Source organism: Streptosporangium sp. H13245 (genome assembly GCF_055690525.1).
Map to the genome: position 1 here is coordinate 357,003 of NZ_JBSZKT010000004.1, position 21,498 is coordinate 378,500.

Annotated in this window: 20 protein-coding genes and 1 riboswitch; of the genes, 5 read left to right on the plus strand and 15 right to left on the minus strand. The window is 70.9% G+C overall.

All coding sequences use genetic code 11. The features are described 5' to 3' along the window. Positions 1-54: 54 nt before the first annotated feature. Both panC and ACW9TB_RS11435 read right to left on the minus strand, forming a co-directional pair. Positions 55-870 (minus strand): pantoate--beta-alanine ligase, encoded by an 816-nt coding sequence (gene panC / locus ACW9TB_RS11430; RefSeq protein WP_472747976.1) that lies wholly within the window; start codon positions 868-870, stop codon positions 55-57. A 233-nt stretch (positions 871-1,103) separates the two neighbouring features. Next, complete coding sequence (locus ACW9TB_RS11435; protein WP_472747944.1) at positions 1,104-1,994, minus strand: Rossmann-like and DUF2520 domain-containing protein; 891 nt, start codon at positions 1,992-1,994, stop codon at positions 1,104-1,106. A 300-nt stretch (positions 1,995-2,294) separates the two neighbouring features. Here ACW9TB_RS11435 and ACW9TB_RS11440 point away from each other — a divergent pair, with 300 nt between their 5' ends. Beyond that, positions 2,295-3,260 carry an SAM-dependent methyltransferase gene (locus ACW9TB_RS11440; protein WP_472747945.1) on the plus strand — a complete coding sequence of 322 codons (966 nt, stop codon included), beginning with the start codon at positions 2,295-2,297 and terminating at the stop codon, positions 3,258-3,260. Positions 3,261-3,425: 165 nt separating this feature from the next. On the opposite strand, the gene ACW9TB_RS11445 is transcribed toward ACW9TB_RS11440, so the two are convergent. Both ACW9TB_RS11445 and ACW9TB_RS11450 read right to left on the minus strand, forming a co-directional pair. Further along, on the minus strand, positions 3,426-4,625 hold the full coding sequence (locus tag ACW9TB_RS11445) for a cytochrome P450 (RefSeq protein ID WP_472747946.1): 1,200 nt from the start codon (positions 4,623-4,625) through the stop codon (positions 3,426-3,428). 175 nt (positions 4,626-4,800) lie between these two features. After that, on the minus strand, positions 4,801-5,628 hold the full coding sequence (locus ACW9TB_RS11450; protein ID WP_472747947.1) for a TerC family protein: 828 nt from the start codon (positions 5,626-5,628) through the stop codon (positions 4,801-4,803). A 231-nt stretch (positions 5,629-5,859) separates the two neighbouring features. Continuing rightward, positions 5,860-5,975: riboswitch (SAM riboswitch) on the plus strand. 52 nt (positions 5,976-6,027) lie between these two features. Here ACW9TB_RS11450 and ACW9TB_RS11455 point away from each other — a divergent pair. The 3 genes from ACW9TB_RS11455 (at position 6,028) to ACW9TB_RS11465 (ending at position 9,829) form a co-directional block, all read left to right on the plus strand. Continuing rightward, positions 6,028-7,335: an aminotransferase class V-fold PLP-dependent enzyme gene (locus ACW9TB_RS11455; RefSeq protein ID WP_472747948.1), complete on the plus strand. Its 1,308-nt coding sequence runs from the start codon at positions 6,028-6,030 to the stop codon at positions 7,333-7,335. A 17-nt stretch (positions 7,336-7,352) separates the two neighbouring features. After that, positions 7,353-8,537 (plus strand): NADH-quinone oxidoreductase subunit D, encoded by a 1,185-nt coding sequence (locus tag ACW9TB_RS11460; protein ID WP_472747949.1) that lies wholly within the window; start codon positions 7,353-7,355, stop codon positions 8,535-8,537. Positions 8,538-8,716: 179 nt separating this feature from the next. Continuing rightward, positions 8,717-9,829 carry an acyltransferase family protein gene (locus ACW9TB_RS11465; protein ID WP_472747950.1) on the plus strand — a complete coding sequence of 371 codons (1,113 nt, stop codon included), beginning with the start codon at positions 8,717-8,719 and terminating at the stop codon, positions 9,827-9,829. Positions 9,830-9,955: 126 nt separating this feature from the next. On the opposite strand, the gene ACW9TB_RS11470 is transcribed toward ACW9TB_RS11465, so the two are convergent. The 11 genes from ACW9TB_RS11470 to dacB all read right to left on the minus strand — a co-directional run bounded on the left by ACW9TB_RS11470 (position 9,956) and on the right by dacB (position 20,826). Next, positions 9,956-10,408, minus strand: coding sequence for a DUF3180 domain-containing protein (locus ACW9TB_RS11470; protein WP_472747951.1), 453 nt, complete (start codon positions 10,406-10,408; stop codon positions 9,956-9,958). After that, the gene (gene folK / locus ACW9TB_RS11475; protein ID WP_472747952.1) at positions 10,405-10,902 is read right to left on the minus strand and encodes a 2-amino-4-hydroxy-6-hydroxymethyldihydropteridine diphosphokinase; all 498 of its coding nucleotides are present in this window, start codon (positions 10,900-10,902) and stop codon (positions 10,405-10,407) included. The genes ACW9TB_RS11470 and folK overlap by 4 nt, the downstream gene beginning before the upstream one ends. Then, positions 10,899-11,249: a dihydroneopterin aldolase gene (gene folB / locus ACW9TB_RS11480; RefSeq protein WP_472747977.1), complete on the minus strand. Its 351-nt coding sequence runs from the start codon at positions 11,247-11,249 to the stop codon at positions 10,899-10,901. The genes folK and folB overlap by 4 nt, the downstream gene beginning before the upstream one ends. A 461-nt stretch (positions 11,250-11,710) precedes the next feature. After that, complete coding sequence (locus ACW9TB_RS11485; protein ID WP_350972537.1) at positions 11,711-12,151, minus strand: nuclear transport factor 2 family protein; 441 nt, start codon at positions 12,149-12,151, stop codon at positions 11,711-11,713. After that, on the minus strand, positions 12,148-12,999 hold the full coding sequence (gene folP / locus ACW9TB_RS11490) for a dihydropteroate synthase (protein ID WP_472747953.1): 852 nt from the start codon (positions 12,997-12,999) through the stop codon (positions 12,148-12,150). The genes ACW9TB_RS11485 and folP overlap by 4 nt, the downstream gene beginning before the upstream one ends. A 500-nt stretch (positions 13,000-13,499) precedes the next feature. Beyond that, entirely contained in the window at positions 13,500-14,084 is a 585-nt protein-coding gene (gene folE, locus ACW9TB_RS11495) for a GTP cyclohydrolase I FolE (RefSeq protein ID WP_472747954.1), read from the minus strand. 2 nt (positions 14,085-14,086) lie between these two features. Beyond that, positions 14,087-16,093: an ATP-dependent zinc metalloprotease FtsH gene (ftsH, locus tag ACW9TB_RS11500; RefSeq protein WP_472747955.1), complete on the minus strand. Its 2,007-nt coding sequence runs from the start codon at positions 16,091-16,093 to the stop codon at positions 14,087-14,089. Between the two features lie 280 nt (positions 16,094-16,373). Next, positions 16,374-16,931 (minus strand): hypoxanthine phosphoribosyltransferase, encoded by a 558-nt coding sequence (gene hpt / locus ACW9TB_RS11505; protein WP_435289114.1) that lies wholly within the window; start codon positions 16,929-16,931, stop codon positions 16,374-16,376. Positions 16,932-16,943: 12 nt separating this feature from the next. Beyond that, the gene (gene tilS / locus ACW9TB_RS11510) at positions 16,944-17,957 is read right to left on the minus strand and encodes a tRNA lysidine(34) synthetase TilS (protein WP_472747956.1); all 1,014 of its coding nucleotides are present in this window, start codon (positions 17,955-17,957) and stop codon (positions 16,944-16,946) included. A gap of 355 nt (positions 17,958-18,312) precedes the next feature. After that, entirely contained in the window at positions 18,313-19,407 is a 1,095-nt protein-coding gene (locus ACW9TB_RS11515) for a zinc-dependent metalloprotease (RefSeq protein WP_472747978.1), read from the minus strand. A gap of 51 nt (positions 19,408-19,458) precedes the next feature. Continuing rightward, positions 19,459-20,826, minus strand: coding sequence for a D-alanyl-D-alanine carboxypeptidase/D-alanyl-D-alanine endopeptidase (gene dacB / locus ACW9TB_RS11520; protein ID WP_472747957.1), 1,368 nt, complete (start codon positions 20,824-20,826; stop codon positions 19,459-19,461). 122 nt (positions 20,827-20,948) lie between these two features. On the opposite strand from dacB, the gene ACW9TB_RS11525 reads away from it, so the two are divergent. Further along, positions 20,949-21,446 (plus strand): inorganic diphosphatase, encoded by a 498-nt coding sequence (locus ACW9TB_RS11525; protein ID WP_350941556.1) that lies wholly within the window; start codon positions 20,949-20,951, stop codon positions 21,444-21,446. Positions 21,447-21,498 lie beyond the last annotated feature (52 nt).

Here is a 21,498-nt window from a genome sequence, read left to right on the forward strand (position 1 = left end):
GACGTACCGCCGTGCCGCCGTGCCGTGGGAACGCGACGGCTCACCGGGCCCGGATCAGCGAACGGCGAGCGTGACGTTGTCGATCAGCCTGGTGGACCCCACCCGCGCGGCCACCGCGAGGATCGCCTCGCCCGCGTGGTCGTCGCCGACCTCCGCGAAGGTCGCGGGGTCGACCAGGACCAGGTAGTCCAGCGCCAGCGACGGCTCGGCCTCCAGGACGGCGAGCGCGGCCCCGCGGATCTCGGAGGGCACGCGCCGCCCGGCTCCGGCCTCCAGCGCGCGGGACAGGGCCAGGGCCGCCACCCGGTCGTCCGGCGACAGGTAGCGGTTGCGGCTGGACAGCGCCAGGCCGTCGGGCTCACGGACCGTGGGTCCCCCGACGATCGAGACCGGCAGGTTCAGGTCGGCGGCCATCCGGCGGATCGTCGCGAGCTGCTGGGCGTCCTTCTGCCCGAACACCGCCACGTCCGGCTGGACCAGGTTGAACAGCTTCAGCACCACGGTCAGCACGCCGTCGAGGTGGCCGGGCCTGAACTCCCCCTCGACGACCGCGCCCATCGCGCCCGCGGACACGCCGACCTGCCTGCCCGGCGGGTACATCTCCTCGGCCGAGGGGGCGAACACCACGCCCACCCCCTCGGCCGCGCAGACTTCGAGGTCGGCGTCGAACGTACGGGGATAGCGGGAGTAGTCCTCGGCGGGCCCGAACTGGAGCGGGTTCACGAAGATGCTCACCGCCACGTGCGCGGCCCTCTCGCGGGCCAGCCGGATGAGCGAGCGGTGCCCCTCGTGCAGCGCGCCCATGGTCGGCACGAGCGCCAGCGTGCTCCCGCCCGCGCCGATCCCCAGGGTCTCGCGGGCCTTGAGCAGCCCTGCGCGGTCGTCCGCCACGATCACTGGAACCTCCCGGGGGTGCTCCGGCTCCCGGGCCGGAGAGGAATGACGTTCGTCGGTGTCCGCCGGTATACGCCGGTTCCCTTCTCGCCCGGTGGATTTCGGCTCACCGGATCAGCTAACCGGATCGGCCCGCCGGGCCGGGCACCGGGTCGGGGGTCGTCAGGTCCATATGTTGCCGCCCGGGGGACGATCTCGGCGATCTTGGTTCAGGTCCATATGTTGCCGCCCAGGGCGTCCAGGAGGCGCTCGGCGGCCTCGGGCTTGAGCAGCCCGGCCGCCAGCGCCCGGTCGGCGGTGAGCCTGGCGAGCGCCACGTAGGCGTCCGCCGCCTCGGGAGCGGCGAGGATCAGCGCGTCCACGTGCCTGCGGACGGTCCCCGCGTCACCGCGTACCACCGGGCCGGTCAGCCCCGCGATGCCGAGCCTCAGCACGTTCTCCAGGGCCGCGCCGAGCAGCGGGCCGAGCATCCGGCCGGGCTGCTCGACGCCGATCCTCCCCAGCAGCTCGGAGGACTCCGCGATGAGCGTCACCATGTGGTTGGCCGCCCCCGCCAGGGCCGCGTGGTAGAGCGGCCGGTCCTCGTCGGCGATCCAGACCGGTTCGCCCTCCATCTCGATGACGAGGGCCTCGGCCACCGGGCGGAGCGCGTCGGGGGCGGTCACCCCGTACGAGATCCCGGTGAGGCGGCGCAGGTCGTCGTCGCGGCCGGTGAAGGTCATCACGGGGTGCAGCGCCAGCGGCAGCGCCCCCGCCTTGATCGCCGGATTCAGCACGGCCAGGCCGTACGCGCCGCTGGTGTGCGCCACCAGCTTGCCGCGCAGCTCAGCGCCGGTCTCGACCAGACCGGAGACCAGGCCGGGCAGCACGTCGTCGGGGACCGTCAGCAGGATGAGGTCCGCACCGGCCACCACGTCCTCGGGCCGGGTGGGGACGAGCCCGAGCCGCTCGACCGCCCGTTCCCTGGAGGCGTCGGAGACGCCGCTCGTCGCGACCACCCGGTGCCCCGCCCTGACGAGCGCGGCGCCGAGCGCAGAACCGACCCTGCCCGCTCCAACCACTCCGACGGCCAGCCGTGCCGGGCGATCGACTGCGTCCATGACGTCCCGTCCTTCGACCATGTGGGGCTCCATGCCCGATTGACCAGCGTAACGGGCCACGCTCTCGCAACCGCGTCAAGACGCGGGTTCGGTAGCGGAGACGGGGTCTCCGGCACCGGGAGCGTACGGGACTCGGGAGAGCCCGCGGACCCGGCCCGCACGGCGGTTCGAACGTCGGCACGCCGACGTGGCGTCGACAATGATCGCGCAAATCGGTGACAGGATGTAGTCATGCATTCACTCGAAGCGTCAGCGCGAGTCGATCTCGTTCCCCCGCCCCGGCGGGTAGCGTCTGAGAGCGTGTGGCTCACCTGGCGTGCCGCCATGGAGCACGCGCTCTACGGCGAGAGCGGCTTCTATCTCCGGGAGCGCCCCTCCAGTCATTTCCGGACCTCGGTCGGCGCCTCCCCCGTCTTCGCCGAGGCCGTGCTGCGCGAGCTGGCCGCGATCGACGAGGCCCTGGGCCGCCCCGAGGTGCTCGACCTGGTCGACATCGGTGCCGGTGAGGGCGGGCTGGCGTCCGGTGTGCTCGCCGCGGCGCCGCCCGCGCTCCGGCCGAGGCTGCGGGTGACCGCGGTCGACCTGGCCCCCCGGCCCCCGGCGCTGCCCGAGGAGATCGTCTGGGCGCGGGCCGCGCCGGACGGGATCCACGGGCTGGTGATCGCCAACGAGTGGCTCGACAACATCCCCGTCGACATCGCGGAGCAGACGGCCGACGGGCCCCGGCTGGTCCTGGTCAACGTCACGAACGGTGAGGAGCGGCTCGGCGGCAGTCCCTCCGAGGCGGATCTCGCGTGGCTGGCCCGCTGGTGGCGGATGCGGTCCCCGGGCGAGCGGGCCGAGATCGGCAGGCCGCGCGACAGGGCCTGGGCGTCGGTGGTCGTGCGGCTGGCTCGCGGCCGGGCGATCGCGATCGACTACACCCACACCCTGGACGACCGGCCGCCGTACGGCACGCTGGCCGGATACCGCGACGGGGCGATGGTCGCGCCCGTGCCCGACGGCTCGTGCGACATCACCGCCCACGTGGCGCTCGACGCCTGCGCGGCCTCCGGCGAGAGCGCCGGTGCCGTCACGACGGCGCTGACCACGCAGCGGGAGGCGTTGCGCGCCCTCGGCGTCACCGGGAGCCGCCCGCCGGTCGAGCAGGCCAGGAAGGACCCGCGCGGCTACCTGCACGCCCTCACGCGGGCCTCGGAGGAGGCGGAGCTCATCGCCTCGGGCGGCCTCGGCGGGTTCGGCTGGCTGTCGCAGAGCCGTCCCTGACCTGACGGGACCCGGCGAGACCTGGCTAGACCCGGCGAAAGCCTGACGAGACGCTGCCGTCGCCCCGCCGTGCGTGGCGTCACCCGCTTTGCCCGCTTTGGCCGGTCAGATTTGACCGGTCGGGCCGGTCGGTCGGTTTGGCCGGTCGGTCGGTTTGGCCGGTTCTCAGACTCGTATCTGGAGGGACTCCAGGCCCCGGATGACGTAGCCCGGTCCCCAGGAGGGCTCGGTGACGAGTTCCATCTTCGGCGCCTTGCGCAGCAGGGCGCCGAACGACTCGATCAGCTCGACCCTGGCCAGCGGCGCCCCGAGGCAGAAGTGGATACCGGCGCCGAAGGAGATGTGCGGGTTGTCGGCCCGGCCCACGTCCAGGCGGCCGGGGTCGGCGAAGACCTCGGGGTCGCGGTTGGCCGAGCCGAACAGCAGTGCCACCTCGGTGCCGCGCGGGATGTCGACCCCGCCCACCGAGATGTCCTCCAGCACCCAGCGTTCGAACATCTGCAGCGGGGTGTCCCAGCGCATCAGCTCCTCGACCGCCGTGGGCAGCAGGGTATGGTCGGCGCGGAGCCGCTCCAGCTCGGCCGGGTTGCGGAACAGCGACCACCAGCCGTTGCCGGTGACGTTGACGGTGGCCTCGTGCCCGGCGTTGAGCAGCAGCACGCAGGTGCCGACCAGCTCCTCCTCGGTGAGCCGGTCGCCCTCGTCGGCCACCAGGGCGAGCGCGCTGATCAGGTCGTCACCGGGGTCGGCCCTGCGGGCGCGGGCCAGCTCGACGAGATAGGCGGAGAACTCCTCGGCCGCCCGTACCGCCGTGCGCTGGGCCTCGACCGACGGCTGGAGCTCGTACATGCCGCAGATGTCGGCCGACCAGGGCCGCAGCAAGTGCCGGTCAGCCTCGGGGACCCCGAGCATCTCGGCGATCACGGTGACCGGGAGCGGCTCGGCGACCTCGGCGATCAGGTCTCCTCCGCCGCGCTCGACGAAGACGTCCACCAGCTCCGCGGCCATGCGGGCGACCTTGGGACGGAGCGCCTGGACCATGCGGGGGGTGAACGCCTTCGAGACCAGCCGCCGGAGCCTGGTGTGCACCGGCGGCTCGACGTCGAGCATCCCCGCCCTGATCACCCGCCAGAACGGGTCCTGGAACCCGGGGTCGTCCGGCCTGCCGAACTCCCGGTGCGAGGCCACGTGCAGGTAGGAGCGGCCGAGCCTGCGGTCCCGCAACAACGCGTTGACGTCGGCGTGCCTGGCCACCAGCCACTGGCCGGTCGGCTCGAAGAAACTGACCGGCCGCTCCCGCCTCAGCTCGTCGTAGACGTCGTAGGGATGGGCGACGAATTCCGGATTCCAGGGATCAAAGCGCACGTAAGCATCGTAATCCCGCGCCAGGAGCCTGCCCGTTCGGCTTTCTCTGGACCATCGCGCTGGTAACGCCATGGATCCCGGCTTCCCCTGGGCTATCGCGCAGGTGACGCCGTGGACGCGGATCCTGTCTCAGGAACCGGCTTCCCGTGGAGACGCCGTGGATGTGGACCCCGCGCTAGGAGCCTGCCCGTTCGTCCGGCCTCCTCTCCTCGACCGGCCCGTCCGCCCGGCCCGCCGGGGTTTCCGGGCCGGGCTGGTCCCCGGCCTCGTAGCGGGCGCGCAGCTCGACCGGCTTCCGCTTCGCCTTGCCGCGCATCCGGATGTTCAGCAGCTCCACCAGCAGCGAGAACGCCATCGCGAAGTAGATGTAGCCCTTGGAGATGTGCTGCTCGAACCCCTCGGCGATGAGCACGACGCCGATCAGCACCAGGAAGGACAGGGCGAGCATCTTGATGCTCGGGTGCCGGTCCACGAAGCGGCTGATCGGCCCGGAGGCGACCAGCATCACGATGACCGAGACGATGACGGCCGCGATCATGACGCCCAGCTCGTCGACCATGCCGACCGCGGTGATCACCGAGTCGAGCGAGAAGACGACGTCGAGGATCATGATCTGGATGATCACCGAGGTGAAGGACGAGGCGACCTTGCCCTCGGAGTGGTGGGAATCTCCCTCCAGGCTGCCGTGCATCTCGTGGACGCTCTTACCCAGCAGGAACAGGCCGCCGAGTATCAGGATCAGGTCGCGCCCCGATATCCCCTGGCCGAAGACCTCGAACATCGGCTCCGTGAGTCTCACCACCCACGACAGCGCCAGCAGCAGCAGGAGGCGGCTGATCAGGGCTACGGCAAGGCCGAGCTTGCGGGCCTTGTCGCGCTGTTCGGGCGGGAGCTTGCCCACCAGGATCGAGATGAAGATGATGTTGTCGATTCCCAGGACGATCTCCAGGGCGACAAGGGTGAAGAACCCTATCCATATCTCCGGGCTGGTCACCCAGTCCATTGCTTTCTCCTTCGTCGGTCGGCGCTTGAACACACCGTCGGCCAACTGCCCGAACGCTTCTTCGGCTGACTGCCAGGACGACCGGGGAACGCTCTGAGTTCCTTCCCCGTCATCACACTTCGCTGTGAATTCGCCGGACGCTCCCGGAAGTGCCCGCCCCGGCCCGATATCGGGTTGATCACGTTTCGGACTTGCGGGGCACCGCGGGGCGTCGGTTATAGTTCCCCCGTAGGTCATGAGTGCCAGTGACAAGCCCCGGCTCGCTGGCCGGCAACCCTCGCGTCCGCGGCGGGGTGCCCCGGGTGAGGACCTGGTCCGGCACGAGGTGTGCCGGGCAAGCGCGGGCTCCAGGCACCTATGCCATGGGTTGGGGTCCGATGACCTCGAAGGAGCCATGGCGTGTCCACCCTGACGATCTTCAGCACCCCCGCGACCCCCGCCGCCGACCCGGTGACCGTCCCCGAGAGCCACGTGTCCGGTGACCGGCCGATCCCGACCGTGCTCGGCTCGGACCTGGAGGTCCCGGTCAGGGGCGGCAGGCTCGTCCGCTACGCCAACCTCGACTACGCCGCGAGCGCCCCCTGTCTGGAGCCGGTGAGCGCCGCCGTCGCCGCCGCGCTCCCGGCCTACTCCAGCGTCCACCGCGGCGCCGGGTACGCGTCCCAGCTGACCACGGCCCGCTACGAGCAGGCCAGGCACACGGTGCGCGCCTTCGTCGGCGCCCGTCCCGACGACTCGGTGATCTTCACCCGCAACACCACGGACGCGACCAACCTGCTCGCCCGCAGCCTGCCCGAGGGCACCACCGCCGTGGTCTTCGACACCGAGCACCACGCCTCGCTGCTGCCCTGGGAGCGGGTCGTGCGGCTCGCGGCCCCCGCCTTCCCCGGCGAGGCCGTCCGCGCCGCCGACGACGCCCTCGCCTCGATCGACGGCCCCAAGCTGCTCGTCGTGACCGCCGCCTCCAACGTCACCGGGGAGCTCTGGCCGATCGCCGCGCTGGCCCACATCGCCCACCGCCACGGGGCCCGCGTCCTCGTCGACGCCGCGCAGCTCGTCCCGCACCGCCGCCTCAACCTGACGGCGCTCGACCTGGACTACGTGGTCTTCTCCGGCCACAAGCTCTACGCGCCGTTCGGCACCGGCGCGCTGATCGGCCGTTCCGACTGGCTGGCGGAGGCCGAGCCGTACCTGCGGGGCGGCGGCGCGGTGAAGGCCGTGAACGACGACGGCACCGAGTGGCACGACGACCCCGAGGCCCGCCACGAGGCGGGGACCCCGAACGTGCTGGGCGCCGTCGCGCTCGCCGCGGCCTGCGACGCCCTGACCGCCACCGGCTGGACCCCGCTGGTCCGCGAGGAGGAGCGCCTCCTCGGGCGCCTGCGCGCGGGCCTCGCCTCGATCCCCGGCGTCCACGAGCTGTCCCTGTGGGGCCCGGACCACCCGCGCGTCGGCATCGTCTCCTTCGTGGTGGACGGCTTCACCGCCCGCGAGGTCGCCGAGGCCCTGTCCGGCGACTACGGCATCGGCGTCCGCGACGGCAAGTTCTGCGCCCACCCCTTCGTACGGCACCTGCTGGGCGCCAAGGACGGCGGCTGCGACGACGTCACCGCCTCCGCCGTCCGCGCCTCCATCGGCATCGGTACGACCTCCGAGCACGTCGACCGGCTGATCGGCGCCCTGCGGGATCTTGCCTCGCGCGGCTGACGTGACAGCATGGCCCTATGACTGAAGGCGCGCCCCGTGAGCTGAGCGTGGGGATGGGCGCGGGCGCCGAGGCCGTGCGGGGGGCGTACGGCAAGGAGCTCGCGACCGAGGACATGATCCTCAACATCGGGCCGCAGCACCCGTCCACGCACGGCGTGCTGCGGCTGCGCCTCACGCTGGACGGCGAACGGATCAGCGCGGCCGAGCCGATCGTGGGCTACATGCACCGGGGGGCCGAGAAGCTCTTCGAGGTGCGCGACTACCGGCAGATCATCGTGCTGGCCAACCGGCACGACTGGCTGTCGGCGTTCGCCAACGAGCTGGGCGTCGTGCTCGCGGTGGAGCGGATGCTCGGCATGGAGGTGCCGGTCAGGGCGGTCTGGACGCGCACGCTGATGGCCGAGCTCAACCGGGTGCTCAGCCACCTGATGTTCCTCGGGTCCTATCCGCTGGAGCTGGGCGCGATCACCCCGGTCTTCTACGCGTTCCGGGAGCGCGAGACCCTCCAGGCCGTGATGGAGGAGATCTCCGGCGGGCGCATGCACTACATGTTCAACCGGGTCGGCGGCCTCAAGGAGGAGATCCCCGAGGGGTGGACGGGCCGGGTCGCCCAGGCCGTGGCCGACGTACGGCGGCGGCTGCCCGACATCGAGAACCTGGTCACCGGGAACGAGATCTTCCTCGCCCGCACGCGCGGGGTGGGCGTCCTCGACCGCGAGACGATCATGCAGTACGGCGTGAGCGGCCCGATCGCCCGCGCCTCCGGCGTCGACGTCGACCTGCGCAGGGACGAGCCGTACCTCGCCTACGGCGAGCTGCCGGTGAAGGTCGTCACCCGGTCGGCCGGAGACTGCCACGCCCGGTTCGAGGTGCTGCTGGAGCAGGTGAAGGTCTCCCTCGACCTGGCCGACGCCTGCGTGGAACGGCTCCTCGACCTGCCCCCGGGGCCGGTCAACCAGCGCCTGCCCAAGGTGCTGAAGGTGCCCGAGGGCCACACCTACGCCTGGACGGAGAGCCCGCTCGGCCTCAACGGCTACTACCTGGTCTCGCGCGGGGAGAAGACGCCGTGGCGGATGAAGCTCCGCTCGGCCTCCTTCAACAACGTCCAGGTGCTGCGGGAGATGCTCCCCGGCCACCTGGTCTCGGACATGGTGGCCATCCTGGGCTCGATGTTCTTCGTCGTCGGCGACATCGACAAGTAAGGCACGGTTGGAACCGCATGATCGAACCCGGTGGGGAGCAGGAGAGGGCGACCCCTTCGACGCCGCCTTCCCCTTCGACGCCGCCATCCCTGGAAACCCCCGAAACCCCTTCCGGAGCCGTCGCACCCTCTTCCGGAGCCGTCGCACCCTCTTCCGGAGTCGCCGCGCCCTCGGATTCCGTGCCGCCCGGGGCTCCCGCGGTCGCGGGCGGGCCGCGGCGGGACCGGTACGTCGACTGGCTGCGCGCCTTCAGCCTGATCGTCGTGGTCGTCTGGCACTGGGCGTTCACGATCCTGCAGTGGGGGCCTGACGGCCCCTCGCCGACGAGCCCGCTGGGCTTCACCTCGGGGCTGTGGATCCTGACCTGGCTGCTGCAGGTGCTGCCGCTCTTCTTCTACGTGGGCGGACACGTCCACCTGCTGTCGTGGAACCGGGCCCGCGAGCGCGGGGTCGGCATCGGCACCTTCGTGTGGCGGCGCATCCGGAGCCTCGCGATCCCCGCGCTCGCGCTGGCCGGGACCTGGATCGTGTTCGGCGTGATCGTGACGTGGGCGTTCGGGATCGAGTGGATGGACCGCGTGGTCCTGCTCGTCATCAGCCCGCTCTGGTTCATCGGCGTCTACCTCGTGCTGATCGCCCTGCTGCCGATCTCGCTCTGGCTGCACCGGCACTACGACGTACTGGCCCTGATCTGGCTGGCGGGAGCGGCGCTCGTCGTCGACGTGCTGCGGCTGCGCTACGGGTACGAGGCCGCGGGCTGGCTCAACATGATCATCGTCTGGGGGCTGGCCCACCAGGCCGGATTCTTCTACGACAGGGTGGTGGCGCTTCCCCGCCGCTTCGACGTCGCCATCCTGTGGACCGGGCTGTTCGCCCTCTTCGGCCTGGTCTATTCGGGCATCTACCCGGGCTCGATGGTGGGCGTCCCCGGCGACAAGCTGTCCAACATGGCGCCGCCCACCTTCGTCATCGTGGCGCTGCTGATCTTCCAGATCGGCCTGGTGGAGGTGCTGAGGCCCTCCATGGAACGCCTGCTCGAACGCCCCAGGTGGCAGCGCGTGAACGAGATGGTCAACCGGTTCGCGCTCCCGCTGTTCCTGTTCCACACGACCGGCATGGCGATCTGGGTGGCGCTGACCTGGTGGCTGGCGGGCGGCGGGCCGGGCGAGAGGGTACGGCCGGACCTGTTCTGGTGGCTGGAGCGCCCCCTGGCCGTCGCCGGGGCGCTGGTCTGCACGCTTCCGGTCATCATGCTCTTCGGACGCCAGTGGACGGCGAGGCGCCGACGCTAGCGCGACGGCACCTCGGCGACGGATGGCGGCCGGGAGCCGTGGACGTCGAGCCGACCGGACATCGGGCGCACGCGCCTCGGCGACGGATGGCAGGGGAACGAAACCGGCGCGGTGCCCCGGCGATCCTCAGCGGTCGTCGTCCGCGGAGTCCTTGGGCACCTTGCAGCAGTGCTCCAGGTACAGGGCCGAGCAGATCAGCAGCACGCACACCAGCGCCGACCCGCCGGTGATGAAGAAGTCGCGGCGGGGGACCTCCTGCTCCAGCAGCTCCACCGTGTAGAGGGTGAACCCGGCGAAGATCCCGCCGAAGACCGCCCCGCCGTACGCGGAGGCCTTGGCCAGGGCGGCCAGGCGGGCCACGGCCAAGGGCTCGACGGGCTTGGTGTCGGGCTTGCGCTCGATCCTGGCCTTCGTCATCCACCCGCTGTAGAACTCGCCGATCGCCAGCAGCAGCACCGTCGGGATCGCCGTCCACGGCACGGTCGGCAGATCCGAGTAGAGCGGTTTGAGGAGCGCCCAGGTGAGGATCCCGAGCACGAGGAAGATCCCGACGAGCACGCCGGGACGGGTTGGCTTCACGCGGGCCTCTGGAGGGTCAGGTCGGGACGCGGCCGTACGTAGCCCTGGTCGAGACCGGCCAGCAGGTCGGCCACCCGGCGCCCGGAGAGGACGGCGCCGGGGTCGGCCCGTACCCAAGGGACCAGCACGAACGCGCGCTCGTGCGCCCTGGGGTGCGGAAGGGTGAGGTCCGGGTCGTCCATGACGACGTCCCCCACGGTGATCAGATCGACGTCCAGCGTGCGCGCTCCCCAGCGCTCCACCCGGACCCTGCCGAAGGCGTTCTCCACACCTTGAGCACGATCGAGGAGCGCCCGAGGTTCCAGCGCGCTCTTGGCGATCACCACCGCGTTGAGATAGGCGCCCTGCTCGGGACCGCCGACCGGGTCGGTCTCGTAGATCGGCGACACCGCGACGAACGTGAGATCCGGCTTCTCGAAGAGGGCGTCGAGGGCGCCCCGCAGGGTGTCGAACCGGTCGCCCAGGTTGCTGCCGAGCGCCAGGACCACCCTCATGCCCGGCCCCGGGTGATCGTCACGATCACGTCGTCGAACGGCAGCGGGATCGGCGCGGCGGGCTTGTGCACGCTCACCTCCGCCACCTGGACGAGCTCGCGGGCCAGGCAGACGTCGGCCAGGCGCTGGGCCAGGGTCTCGATCAGGTCGACCGGCTCGCCCCGTACGACCTCCGCCAGGTCCTCGGCGAGCTCGCCGTAGTGGACGGTCCTGGTGAGGTCGTCCCCGGCCGCCGCCGGTGCCGTGTCGAGGAACAGGGTGACGTCGACGACGAACTCCTGGCCGAGCTCCCGCTCCGCCGTCAGCACGCCGTGCCGCCCGTGCACCCGTAGCCCCTTCAGGCTGATCCGGTCGGCGACCGTCCGACCGGCCGTGCCCGGTGACGAGCCGTACGCCGCGTAGCCGGGGGCCGGGTTTCCCAGCGGGTCCCCGGCCGGGCCGCCGACGGGCTCGTCGGCCGGATCGCCGATCAGGTCGCTGACGGCGTCGTCGATCCGCAGGGGCGTCTCGGCGTGGATACGGGGTCCGTCACCGGCCCGGGGCACGCCACCGGCCCGTCCTTCGTTCACCACGTAATCGTCACGCCCACCGGACCGGCCGTTCGCCACGGATCCGCCACTCCCACCGGACCGCCCATCCACCGCGGAATCGTCACGCACACCGGACCGGCCATCCACCGCGGAACCGCCACTCCCACCGGATCGGCCGTTCGCCACGGATCCACCGCTCCCCCCGGACCACCCGCCGACCGCGGGAAAGTCGCCTGGGAAGTCGCCGCCCCCGCCTGACCGTTCACCGGTGCGCTCGCTCACGCGGCTTCCTCCTCCTCGTCCTCGTCGTCACCCTGCAGCACGGGTGAACCGTGGTGCAGCCAGAGCCGCCACCCCGCCGACGTCCGCACGAAGGTGTTGCTCGCGACCACCTTGCCCGCCGCGAAGCTGGAATCACCTTCGTCGCCCGCGGTGAGGATGTTCTCCTCACAGGTGAGGATGGCGACGTCGCCCAGGACCATGACGCGGACGTCGGTCAGCACGAACTGGATGTAGGGCGTGTTGGCCATGATGAGCGCCCAGGAGCGCAGCACCTCCTGCCGGCCGTTCACGATCGGCCAGCCGGGGTGGACGCAGCTCACCTGCTCGCCTTCGATGTCCTCGGCCCAGATCTCGGTCATCCGGTCGAGGTCGGCGTCCTCGATGGCGGTGTAGAACGCCTGGTTGACCGTCTCGACGGCGGTGGTGTCGACGCTCATGATCTCGCTCCCTGAACTGCGGCAGCCACACGGACGGCGTCCGCGTTCGGGCGGACGTCGTGCACGCGTACACACCAGGCCCCCGCCTGCGCGGCGAGCGCGGTCACGGCGAGCGTGGCGTCGTCACTACGACTGAAAGGGCGCGGCGCGCCGTCCGGGTCGGCCAGGAGGCGACCCAGGAAGCGTTTTCGCGAGGCCCCGACGAGCAGCGGGTATCCCAGCTCCCCGAGCTTGTCGATGCCCGCGATCAGCGCCCAGTTGTGTTCGGGGTTCTTGGAGAAGCCCAGCCCGGGGTCGAGCACGATCTGCTCCTCGGCCACCCCTTCGGCCAGCACGGAGGCGACCCGCTTGGCGAGCTCCTCGCGCACCTCGGTCACCACGTCGCCGTACACGGCCCTGCGGTCCATGGCGTGGCTGTGCCCCCGCCAGTGCATCACCACGTACGGCACCCCGGAGGCGGCCACGACCCTCGGCATCGCCGGGTCGGCCAGCCCTCCGCTGACGTCGTTGACCAGTTTCGCCCCGGCCTCCACGGCCATCTGGGCGACCTCGGCCCGCATGCTGTCGACGCTGACGGTGACGCCCTCGCGGCTCAGCTCCCTGATGACCGGCTCGACCCTGGCCAGCTCCTCCTCCAGCGGCACCCGCGCGGCACCGGGCCTGGTGGACTCGCCGCCCACGTCGACGATGTCGGCGCCCTGCTCGACCAGATCCAGGCCGTGCCGTACGGCGACCGCCGGGTCGAACCACCTGCCGCCGTCGGAGAAGGAGTCGGGAGTCACGTTGACCACGCCCATCACGAGGCACCGGCCCGCGTCCGGCAACCCGGGCACACTCCACGTAGTCATGGCGACAAGCCTAGGCGTTGTGCACCGTACGCCCGTCTCGTGGGTCCGGCTTGTGCCATAACGAATCCGCACACCCGTCACAGGGCGGACGGCCTTCGGCCGGTGTCCCGCCGGGGACGTCTGGCTGACATGCGTGCTCCTCCACTCGGAGTCGGCGGCTCCGCGGGACCCTCGGGCGTGTCCGCCGCGACCGGGGAACCGGGGGGAACGCGGCCGGGGCTCCCGGCCCTGCCGGGTGTGGCGATAGTAGCCCGACCAAGGTCACCTCGGGGGACTTTCCCCGCGCCACAGCCCTTCCCGGTCACGGGTCCCACTGCGGGTCCCGTCGCGGCCCCCGGCCGGGCCTGCCGGAGGCCCCGTCACGGCCCCCCGCCAGAAACCCGGTCGCGGGCAGGGCGCCACCCTCCGTGACGCGAAAACCCCGCCAGGACCGCCGATGAGGTGGTCCGGACGGGGCATCGGAGGCCCGTACGGGCTCTCGAAGGCACGCGAGAAGAAGATCAGCGGATGATGAGGGCCATCGCCTCGGCGCGGGTCTTGTCACTGTTGCGGAAGTCTCCGCGCACGGCCGAGGTGATCGTCTTGGCACCGGGCTTGCGGACACCCCTCATGGTCATGCAGAGGTGCTCGCACTCGATCACGACGATGACCCCACGAGGCTCCAGCACGTTCATGAGCGCGTCGGCGATCTGGGAGGTCATCCGCTCCTGCACCTGGGGGCGCCTGGCGTACACGTCGACGAGGCGGGCGAGCTTGGACAGGCCGGTGACCTGCCCCTTCGCGTTCGGGATGTAGCCGACGTGGGCGACGCCGTGGAACGGCACGAGGTGGTGCTCGCAGGTCGAGTAGACCTCGATGTCGCGGACGAGCACCATCTCGTCGTGGTCGACGTCGAAGACCGTGGTCAGGACGTCCTCGGGAGCCTGCCCCAGCCCGGCGAACTGCTCCGCGTAGGCGCGGGCGACCCGGGCCGGGGTGGCCTGGAGGCCGTCGCGGTCGGGATCCTCGCCGATGGCGATGAGGATCTCGCGGACCGCGTTCTCCAGCCGGACCGTGTCGACCTGGAGCGGCTTGACACCCGCCACGCTCAGTTCACGTCCTTGGGCGAGACGTCGGGGTGACCCGTGCCCGCGGGCAGTGCGCCGTTGCCACCGGCCTGCTCCCCGCCGGAGAGCGCGCCGTTGCCGGACTGCTCCTTGCGGGACAGGATCGGCGGGCGGTTGGAGGGCAGCCGCTTGCCGTAACCCGAGTAGGAGGGCCTCTTCTCCTTGACGACGACCGGGGCGAAGATCTGCAGGACCTGGTCGCGGGAGAGAGTCTCCTTCTCCATCAGCTCCAGCACCAGGTTGTCGAGCACGTCGCGGTATTCGACGAGGATCTCCCAGGCCTGGTCGTGGCCGGACTCGATGAGGCGGCGGACCTCCTCGTCGATCGTGGAGGCGATCTTCTCGGAGTAGTCGCGCTCGTGACCCATCTCGCGGCCGAGGAAGACCTCGCCGTTGCCGCTGCCGAACTTGCGGGCGCCGAGCTGCTCGCTCATGCCGTACTCGGTGACCATGCGGCGGGCGATGGAGGTGGCCTTCTCGATGTCGTTGGAGGCGCCGGTGGTGGGCTCGTGGAAGACGAGCTCCTCCGCCGTACGGCCGCCGAGGAGCATCGCGAGCTGGTCCAGCATCTCCGAGCGGGTCGCGAGGAACTTGTCCTCCATCGGCAGCGTCATCGTGTAGCCGAGGGCGCGTCCGCGGGACAGGATCGTGATCTTGTGGACCGGGTCGGAGTTGGGCAGCGCGTGCGCGACCAGGGCGTGCCCGCCCTCGTGGTACGCGATGATCTTCTTTTCCTGGTCCGACATGACGCGCGACTTGCGCTCGGGACCGGCCATCACGCGGTCGATGGACTCTTCGAGCAGCTCCATCGTGATCAGCTTCTGGTCGGCCCGCGCGGTGAGCAGCGCGGCCTCGTTGATCACGTTGGCCAGGTCGGCACCGGTGAAACCGGGCGTCCTGCGGGCGATGATGTCGAGGTCGACGCCCTCGCCGAAGGGCTTGCCCCGGCCGTGCACCTTGAGGATGCCCTTGCGGCCCTCCAGGTCGGGGCGATCGACGGTGACCTGGCGGTCGAAACGACCGGGGCGCAGCAGCGCCGGGTCGAGGATGTCGGGCCGGTTGGTCGCGGCGATCAGGATCACGCCGCCCTTGACGTCGAAGCCGTCCATCTCGACGAGGAGCTGGTTCAGCGTCTGCTCGCGCTCGTCGTGACCGCCGCCGAGACCGGCGCCGCGGTGGCGGCCCACCGCGTCGATCTCGTCGATGAAGATGATCGCCGGAGCGTTCGCCTTGGCCTGCTCGAACAGGTCGCGGACCCGGGAGGCGCCGACACCGACGAACATCTCGACGAAGTCGGAACCGGAGATGGAGTAGAACGGCACCCCGGCCTCACCGGCGACGGCCCTGGCGAGCAGGGTCTTGCCGGTTCCGGGCGGGCCGTAGAGCAGGACGCCCTTGGGGATCTTGGCGCCGATCGCCTGGAACTTGGCCGGGGCCTGAAGGAACTCCTTGATCTCCTGGAGCTCCTCGATGGCCTCGTCGGCACCCGCGACGTCGGCGAAGGTGGTCTTCGGGGTGTCCTTGGTGATGAGTTTCGCCTTCGACTTGCCGAAGTTCATCACCCGGGAGCCGCCGCCCTGCATCTGGTTCATGATGAACAAGAAGATCAGCACGATGAAGACGATCGGCAGGAAGCTCACCAGGAGCCCGAGAAGGAAGTTCTCCTTGGGCACGTCGACGTTGTATCCGCCGGGCAGCTTGTTGGCGTCCTCGGCCGCCTGGAGCTTGTCGGCGAGCTGGACGCCCTGGCCCGTCACCCACGAGGAGTAGTAGCGCTTCTTGTCGGTCAGAGTGACCTCGATGCGCTGGTCCTTGTCGATGATCTTGGCGTTGGAGACCTTGCCCTCGTCGATCCAGCTGACGATCTTTGAGGTGTCGGCTCTCTCGAAGTTGCCCTCACCGCCCCACATCGTGGTGACGAGAAGGAGCAGAACGACGATGCCCAGGATCCACAGCAGTGGCCCACGTGTAAATCGCTTGAGATCCATCCGATGCGGAACCCCGGCGGGCCCGTCCCTTCCTGACCAGAGCCTGGCAACCCCGGGCGAACCCGGGGTTCGCGGTATCCCTAACCGCTCCAACTGACTACCCAGAGACGACGCGAGGCCACCTCTTCGGTTGTCCGAAGGTACACCGGCGTGGCGCACGGGGTCACCGCGCGGACAGACCGGCTTTGCCCTACCAACGTACGTCAGGTAGGTCCGTGTTCCCCGCCGCTATGGGCAATGTCGCGTTTGTGAATGACTTACTTCGCGCAGGGCGTACTTTTCAGCCCGCTCCGTATACGTGGGGGGCGAGAGTCCCGATGAAGGGAAGGTTGCGATAGCGCTCGGCGTAGTCGAGGCCGTAACCGATCACGAACTCGTTGGGGATGTCGAAACCCACGTACTTCACGTCGATCGGCACCTTGATCGCGTCCGGCTTGCGCAGCGCGGCGCAGATCTCCACCGAGGCGGGGTTGCGCGACTTCAGGTTGTGGACCAGCCACGACAGGGTCAGGCCGGAGTCGATGATGTCCTCGACGACCAGCACGTGACGTCCGGCGATGTCGGTGTCGAGGTCCTTGAGCACGCGCACGACGCCCGACGACCTGGTGCCCGCCCCGTAGGACGAGACGGCCATCCAGTCCATCTGCACGGGCAGGTGCAACGCCCTCGCCAGGTCCGCCATCACCATGACCGCGCCCTTGAGCACGCCCACGATCAGCAGGTCCTTGCCCGCGTAGTCCTCGTCTATCCGGCTCGCGAGCTCCTTGATCTTGGCTTGGAGCTCTTCCTCGGGGATGAGGACCTTCGAGAGGTCCCGGCCCATGTCGGCTGCGTCCACCTGGGATTTTCCTTACGAAACGGGGCTGGCTGGCTGTCTGGCGAGTATCAGGGTGTCATACCGCCGAACCGCGCCAACCCCCCCGGGCACCTCTACGCGCCGCTGTCCCCGCCACGCCGTGACCAGACGGTCGACCTGGAGGACGTGCGAGGCCGCGAGCGTGCCCGGTGGCGCCCCCGCCTCGATCGCCGCCCGCCGCAACACCCTCCGCCGCACGGCGGCGGGAAGATCCTCCAGGTCCCGTACGGCCACCGTCACCGTCGTCATATCGCTAAGAGCGCAATCCCGTACGGCGACGCGGGTGTAGACCTCCCCGGCCCAGGCGTCGAGCGCGTCGGCGTCGTCGCGGCACAGGGACGCGGTCCTGGCGAGTGCCTCGGCGACGCCGGGGCCGAGCTCGTCCTCCAGGGCGGGCAGCAGCCGCTCGCGGACCCGGACCCGGGTGTATCTCGGGTCGACGTTGTGCGGGTCGTCCCACGGGTTCAGGCCGAGCGCCGCGCAGGCCGCCACGGTCGTCGCGCGGCCGAGTCCCAGCAGTGGCCGCCGGTAGATCCCGGTCCGCGCGGGCATCCCGGCCAGCGACCGGGTGCCGCTCCCCCTGGCCAGCCCGAGCAGCACGGTCTCGGCCTGGTCGTCCCTGGTGTGCCCGAGCAGCACGGCCGCCGCCCCGAGACGCCCGGCGGCCTCGGACAGGGCCGCGTACCTGGCCTGCCTGGCCGCCGCCTCGGGCCCGCCCGAGGTGCCGACGGAGATGGGCAGCGCCTCGGCGAGGTCGAGCCCCAGGCCGGGCGCGAGCCGCACGATGTCACCCGCGCGGTCGCCGGACCCCTCCTGCAGGCCGTGGTCGACGGTGAGCAGCCCGGCGCGGAGCCCGGCACGGGGTGCCGTGAAGCCCAGCGCGGCGGCCAGGGCCAGGGAGTCGGCGCCGCCGCTGCACGCGGCCAGCACGAGAGCGCCAGGCTCCAGGTCGCCCAGCGTGAGCCGTACGGCGCGACGGACGTCGGCGACGGCGGGATGCGGACCCATGCCCGCCATTGTCCGGCCTCGAACGGGACGGCGGCGCAACCACCTCACCGGAGACCGGCGGGGCGGCCCAGTCGATCGGGCACGGGATGGCGGAACGGCCCGATGTCGACCGGGCATGGAACGGCGAAGCGGCCCGGTGTCCCATCAGGCCGAAGCGGTCGAACGCCCCCGTGTCGATCGGACACAGGACGGCGAAACGGCCCGATGTCGACCTGGGCGCGGGACGGCGAAGCGAGCCGGTATCCCAATCAGGCCGAAACGGCCGGACGCCCCGGTATCAACCGGACACGGGACGGCGAAGCGACCGGACGCGGGACGGTGAGGCGGCCCGGTGTCGGCCGGGCCGCCTCGCCGGTCAGCCGACGGTGCCGCTGGCCTCGGGGATGGCCGGGGTGCCGATCACCCTGGCGATCCAGCGCTCGGGCTTGGCGATCTCCTCCTGGGAGGGGAGCGTCTCCGGCGAGGTCCAGACCCTGTTGAAGCCGTCGATGCCCACCCGTCCCACGACCGTGCGGACGAAGGCCGAGCCCTCGGCGTACTGCCTCATCTTGAGGTCGAGGCCGAGCAGCCTGCGGATCGTGCGGTCGAGACGGGAGCCGCCCTCGCGGCGGTGGTGGAACTTGGCGCGGATGTCGGCGACCGAGGGGACCACCGAGGGGCCGACCGCGTCCATGACGTAGTCGCCGTGCCCCTCGACCAGGGTCATCACCGCGGTGAGCCGGTCGAGGATCACCTTCTGCTCGGGCGTCTGGATCGCGTCGATCAGGTTGCCGTCACCGCCCCTGACCACGTCCGTGAACGTGCCCGCGGCCGAGCGGAGCCGTTCGAGCAGCGCGGGCAGGTCGATGTCGGAGGCGAGCAGGAAGTCGGTCGTCTGCGCCCTGACGTACTCGCGCAGCCAGGGGACGCCGGTGAACTGCACCCGGTGGGTCTCCTCGTGCAGGCAGACCCAGAGGCGGAAGTCACGCGGGTTGACGTTGAGTTCCTGCTCGGCGTTGACGATGTTGGGCGCGACCAGGGTGAGGCGTCCGGTGGGCGCCTGGCCGGTCGGGTCGGGCGGCAGGAACAGCTCGTACTGCCCCAGGACGCGGGAGGCGAGGAAGGCCAGCACCGCGCCCACCTCGACTCCGGTGACGCGCGAGCCCACGGCGCTCACGATCGCCGGTGTCTGGTTGCCCCGGGCGGCCATCCGCTCGGTGAGCGGCTCCAGCACCACCCGGAACCCGTCGACGTTGGCCTTGATCCAGCCGGGCCTGTCGACGATGGTCGCGGGCTGCGGCGCGGTCTCGGTGTCGATTCGGGTGAACTCGCGGACATGCCCCTCGGCCTCGCGCGAGAGCCGCCGTAAATCGGCGACGGCCTGCCGGGCCTCCTCTCGGCTCACTTGCGGTCCGGGGCGCACCAGGCGCGTTCCGGTCGCTACGGCAAGATCCCAGTCGATCACCTGCATACCGTCCACCGTACGTGCTCTCCTCCCGAGTCGCGCACCCGGAACCCTTGATCAACCGGCGGCGACCGTGGCGGCGAGCCTGTCGAGGGCCGCCTCCGCCTTGCCCCAGCCCGGCGGGACCTTGTCCGCCATGAAGGCGAAGGTCACCAGGCGTCCGCCCCGCGTGGTGGTCGTGCCCGCCAGGGTGTTGACCCCGTCGAGGGTGCCCGTCTTGGCGCGGATCAGCCCGTAGGCGGAGCGGAGCTTGCCGAACCTGTGCCCGAGGGTGCCGCTGAAGCCCGCGACCGGCATGCCGCTGATGATCGGGTGCAGGGCGGGATTGGCCGGGGAGGCCGCCACCGCGACCAGGCGGGCGAGCGCCTCGGGGGCGATGCGGTTCTTCGGCGACAGCCCGCTGCCGTCGAACACCCGCACGCCCTTCGCCGCGCCGAGCCTGGTCAGCACCTTGCCGATGGCCGAGGCGCCGCCGTCGAAGGAGGCCGGTTCCCCCTCCTTGATCGCCACGTGCCTGGCCAGCGCCTCCGACAGGTCGTTGTCGCTGAGGGTGAGGGCCCGCTCGACCAGGGCGTAGACCGGCGCGGAGTCGACCCGGGCGAGCTCCTGCGCGCCGGCCGGGGCCTTGGCCCGCCTGGCGGACCTGGAGACCGTGACCCCGTACTTCGACAGCAGCGCCACGAACGCGCCGTGCGCCACGCGGGAGGGATCGGAGACCCTCTGGTCACTTCCCCGCGAGGCCCTGCCCTCGTCGATCATGAGCGCCGTGACGGGGGCGACGCTGCCCTCGGGGACGTAGCCGGGCTTCCACGTCGCGGCGGTACGCGGTCCCGTGTAGAGGGAGTCGTCGTAGGCGACCGTCACCTTGGACACCCCGGCCTCCTTCAGCGCCCTGGCGGTACGCGAGGCGAGGGTGGCGAGCGAGGCGGGCCGGGGATAGACCGGGCTCCCCGCCGTCCTGGGGCCCGCCAGGGTGGGGTCACCGCCCCCGACGAGGATGATCGAACCGGGTGAGGATCCCCGTACCACGCGGGTGCTCAGCCTGGCGTCGGGTCCCAGCGAGGCCATCGAGGCGACCGAGGTGACGACCTTGGTGGTGGAGGCGGGGGTGATGCCCGCGGCCTCGCCGCTGCCGAACAGCAGGGCGCCTGTCTCCGCGTCGAGGACCGCGGCCCCGACACTCACCCCCAGCGCGGGGTCACCCAACGCCTCGGTCAGCCGCTCCGTCAAAGTACCCTTGGCGGGGAGAGGGCCGTTCCCCCCCGCGGCCAGCACCGGACCCGCGGTGATGACCGGGACGGGGGGCGGCTCGGCCGACGTGACGACCGTCTCGGGCTCACCCTCGACCAGCACACCGCTGGTGAGCAGGTGTGCCCCGGCCGCGACGACGAAAATCTGCAGCAGGACGAGAGTGACCAAGGCCACCCAACGCTCACGCCGCATTACCGTCGCCGTCCTCTCATCATCCGTATCCAAAAGGCATAAAACGCCTACGAGACATTAACGCCCAACCGGGGGTGCCCGGGGGCCTGAGTGGAGGAACCGCGGTGGAGTTCGACGTTCTCGTTGAGATTCCCAAGGGGCAACGGAACAAGTACGAGGTGGACCACGAGTCAGGCCGCATCAGGCTCGACCGCATGCTCTTCACCTCCACGCAGTACCCCGCCGACTACGGCTTCATCGAAGACACGCTCGGCGAGGACGGTGACCCACTCGACGCCCTGGTGCTGCTCCAGGAGCCGACCTTCCCCGGCTGCCTGATCAAGTGCCGGGCGGTCGGCATGTTCCGTATGACCGACGAGAAGGGCGGCGACGACAAGGTCCTGTGCGTCCCCGCGACCGACCCCCGGATGGAACACATCCGCGACATCCACCACGTGCCGGAGTTCGACCGCCTGGAGATCCAGCACTTCTTCGAGGTCTACAAGGATCTGGAGCCCGGTAAGTCGGTCGAGGGTGCCAACTGGGTCGGCAGGGTGGAGGCCGAGGAGGAGATCGTCCGCTCCATCAAGCGCGCCAAGGACGATACCCACGGAAAGCACTGATCCTTGACCGGGTTGCCGCCCGGTCTCTGATCGGCCACCCTCTGGCCGGTCA

What these genes read in the sequence shown, in the direction of transcription:
- ACW9TB_RS11460 (WP_472747949.1), top strand. Translation starts at nt 7,353, where the DNA reads ATGACTGAAGGCGCGCCCCGTGAGCTGAGCGTGGGGATGGGCGCGGGC.
- folK (WP_472747952.1), bottom strand. Translation starts at nt 10,902, where the DNA reads ATGAGGGTGGTCCTGGCGCTCGGCAGCAACCTGGGCGACCGGTTCGAC.
- ACW9TB_RS11450 (WP_472747947.1), bottom strand. Translation starts at nt 5,628, where the DNA reads ATGGACTGGGTGACCAGCCCGGAGATATGGATAGGGTTCTTCACCCTT.
- ACW9TB_RS11485 (WP_350972537.1), bottom strand. Translation starts at nt 12,151, where the DNA reads ATGAGCGTCGACACCACCGCCGTCGAGACGGTCAACCAGGCGTTCTAC.
- ACW9TB_RS11515 (WP_472747978.1), bottom strand. Translation starts at nt 19,407, where the DNA reads ATGCAGGTGATCGACTGGGATCTTGCCGTAGCGACCGGAACGCGCCTG.
- ACW9TB_RS11435 (WP_472747944.1), bottom strand. Translation starts at nt 1,994, where the DNA reads ATGGACGCAGTCGATCGCCCGGCACGGCTGGCCGTCGGAGTGGTTGGA.
- tilS (WP_472747956.1), bottom strand. Translation starts at nt 17,957, where the DNA reads ATGGGTCCGCATCCCGCCGTCGCCGACGTCCGTCGCGCCGTACGGCTC.
- folP (WP_472747953.1), bottom strand. Translation starts at nt 12,999, where the DNA reads ATGACTACGTGGAGTGTGCCCGGGTTGCCGGACGCGGGCCGGTGCCTC.
- ftsH (WP_472747955.1), bottom strand. Translation starts at nt 16,093, where the DNA reads ATGGATCTCAAGCGATTTACACGTGGGCCACTGCTGTGGATCCTGGGC.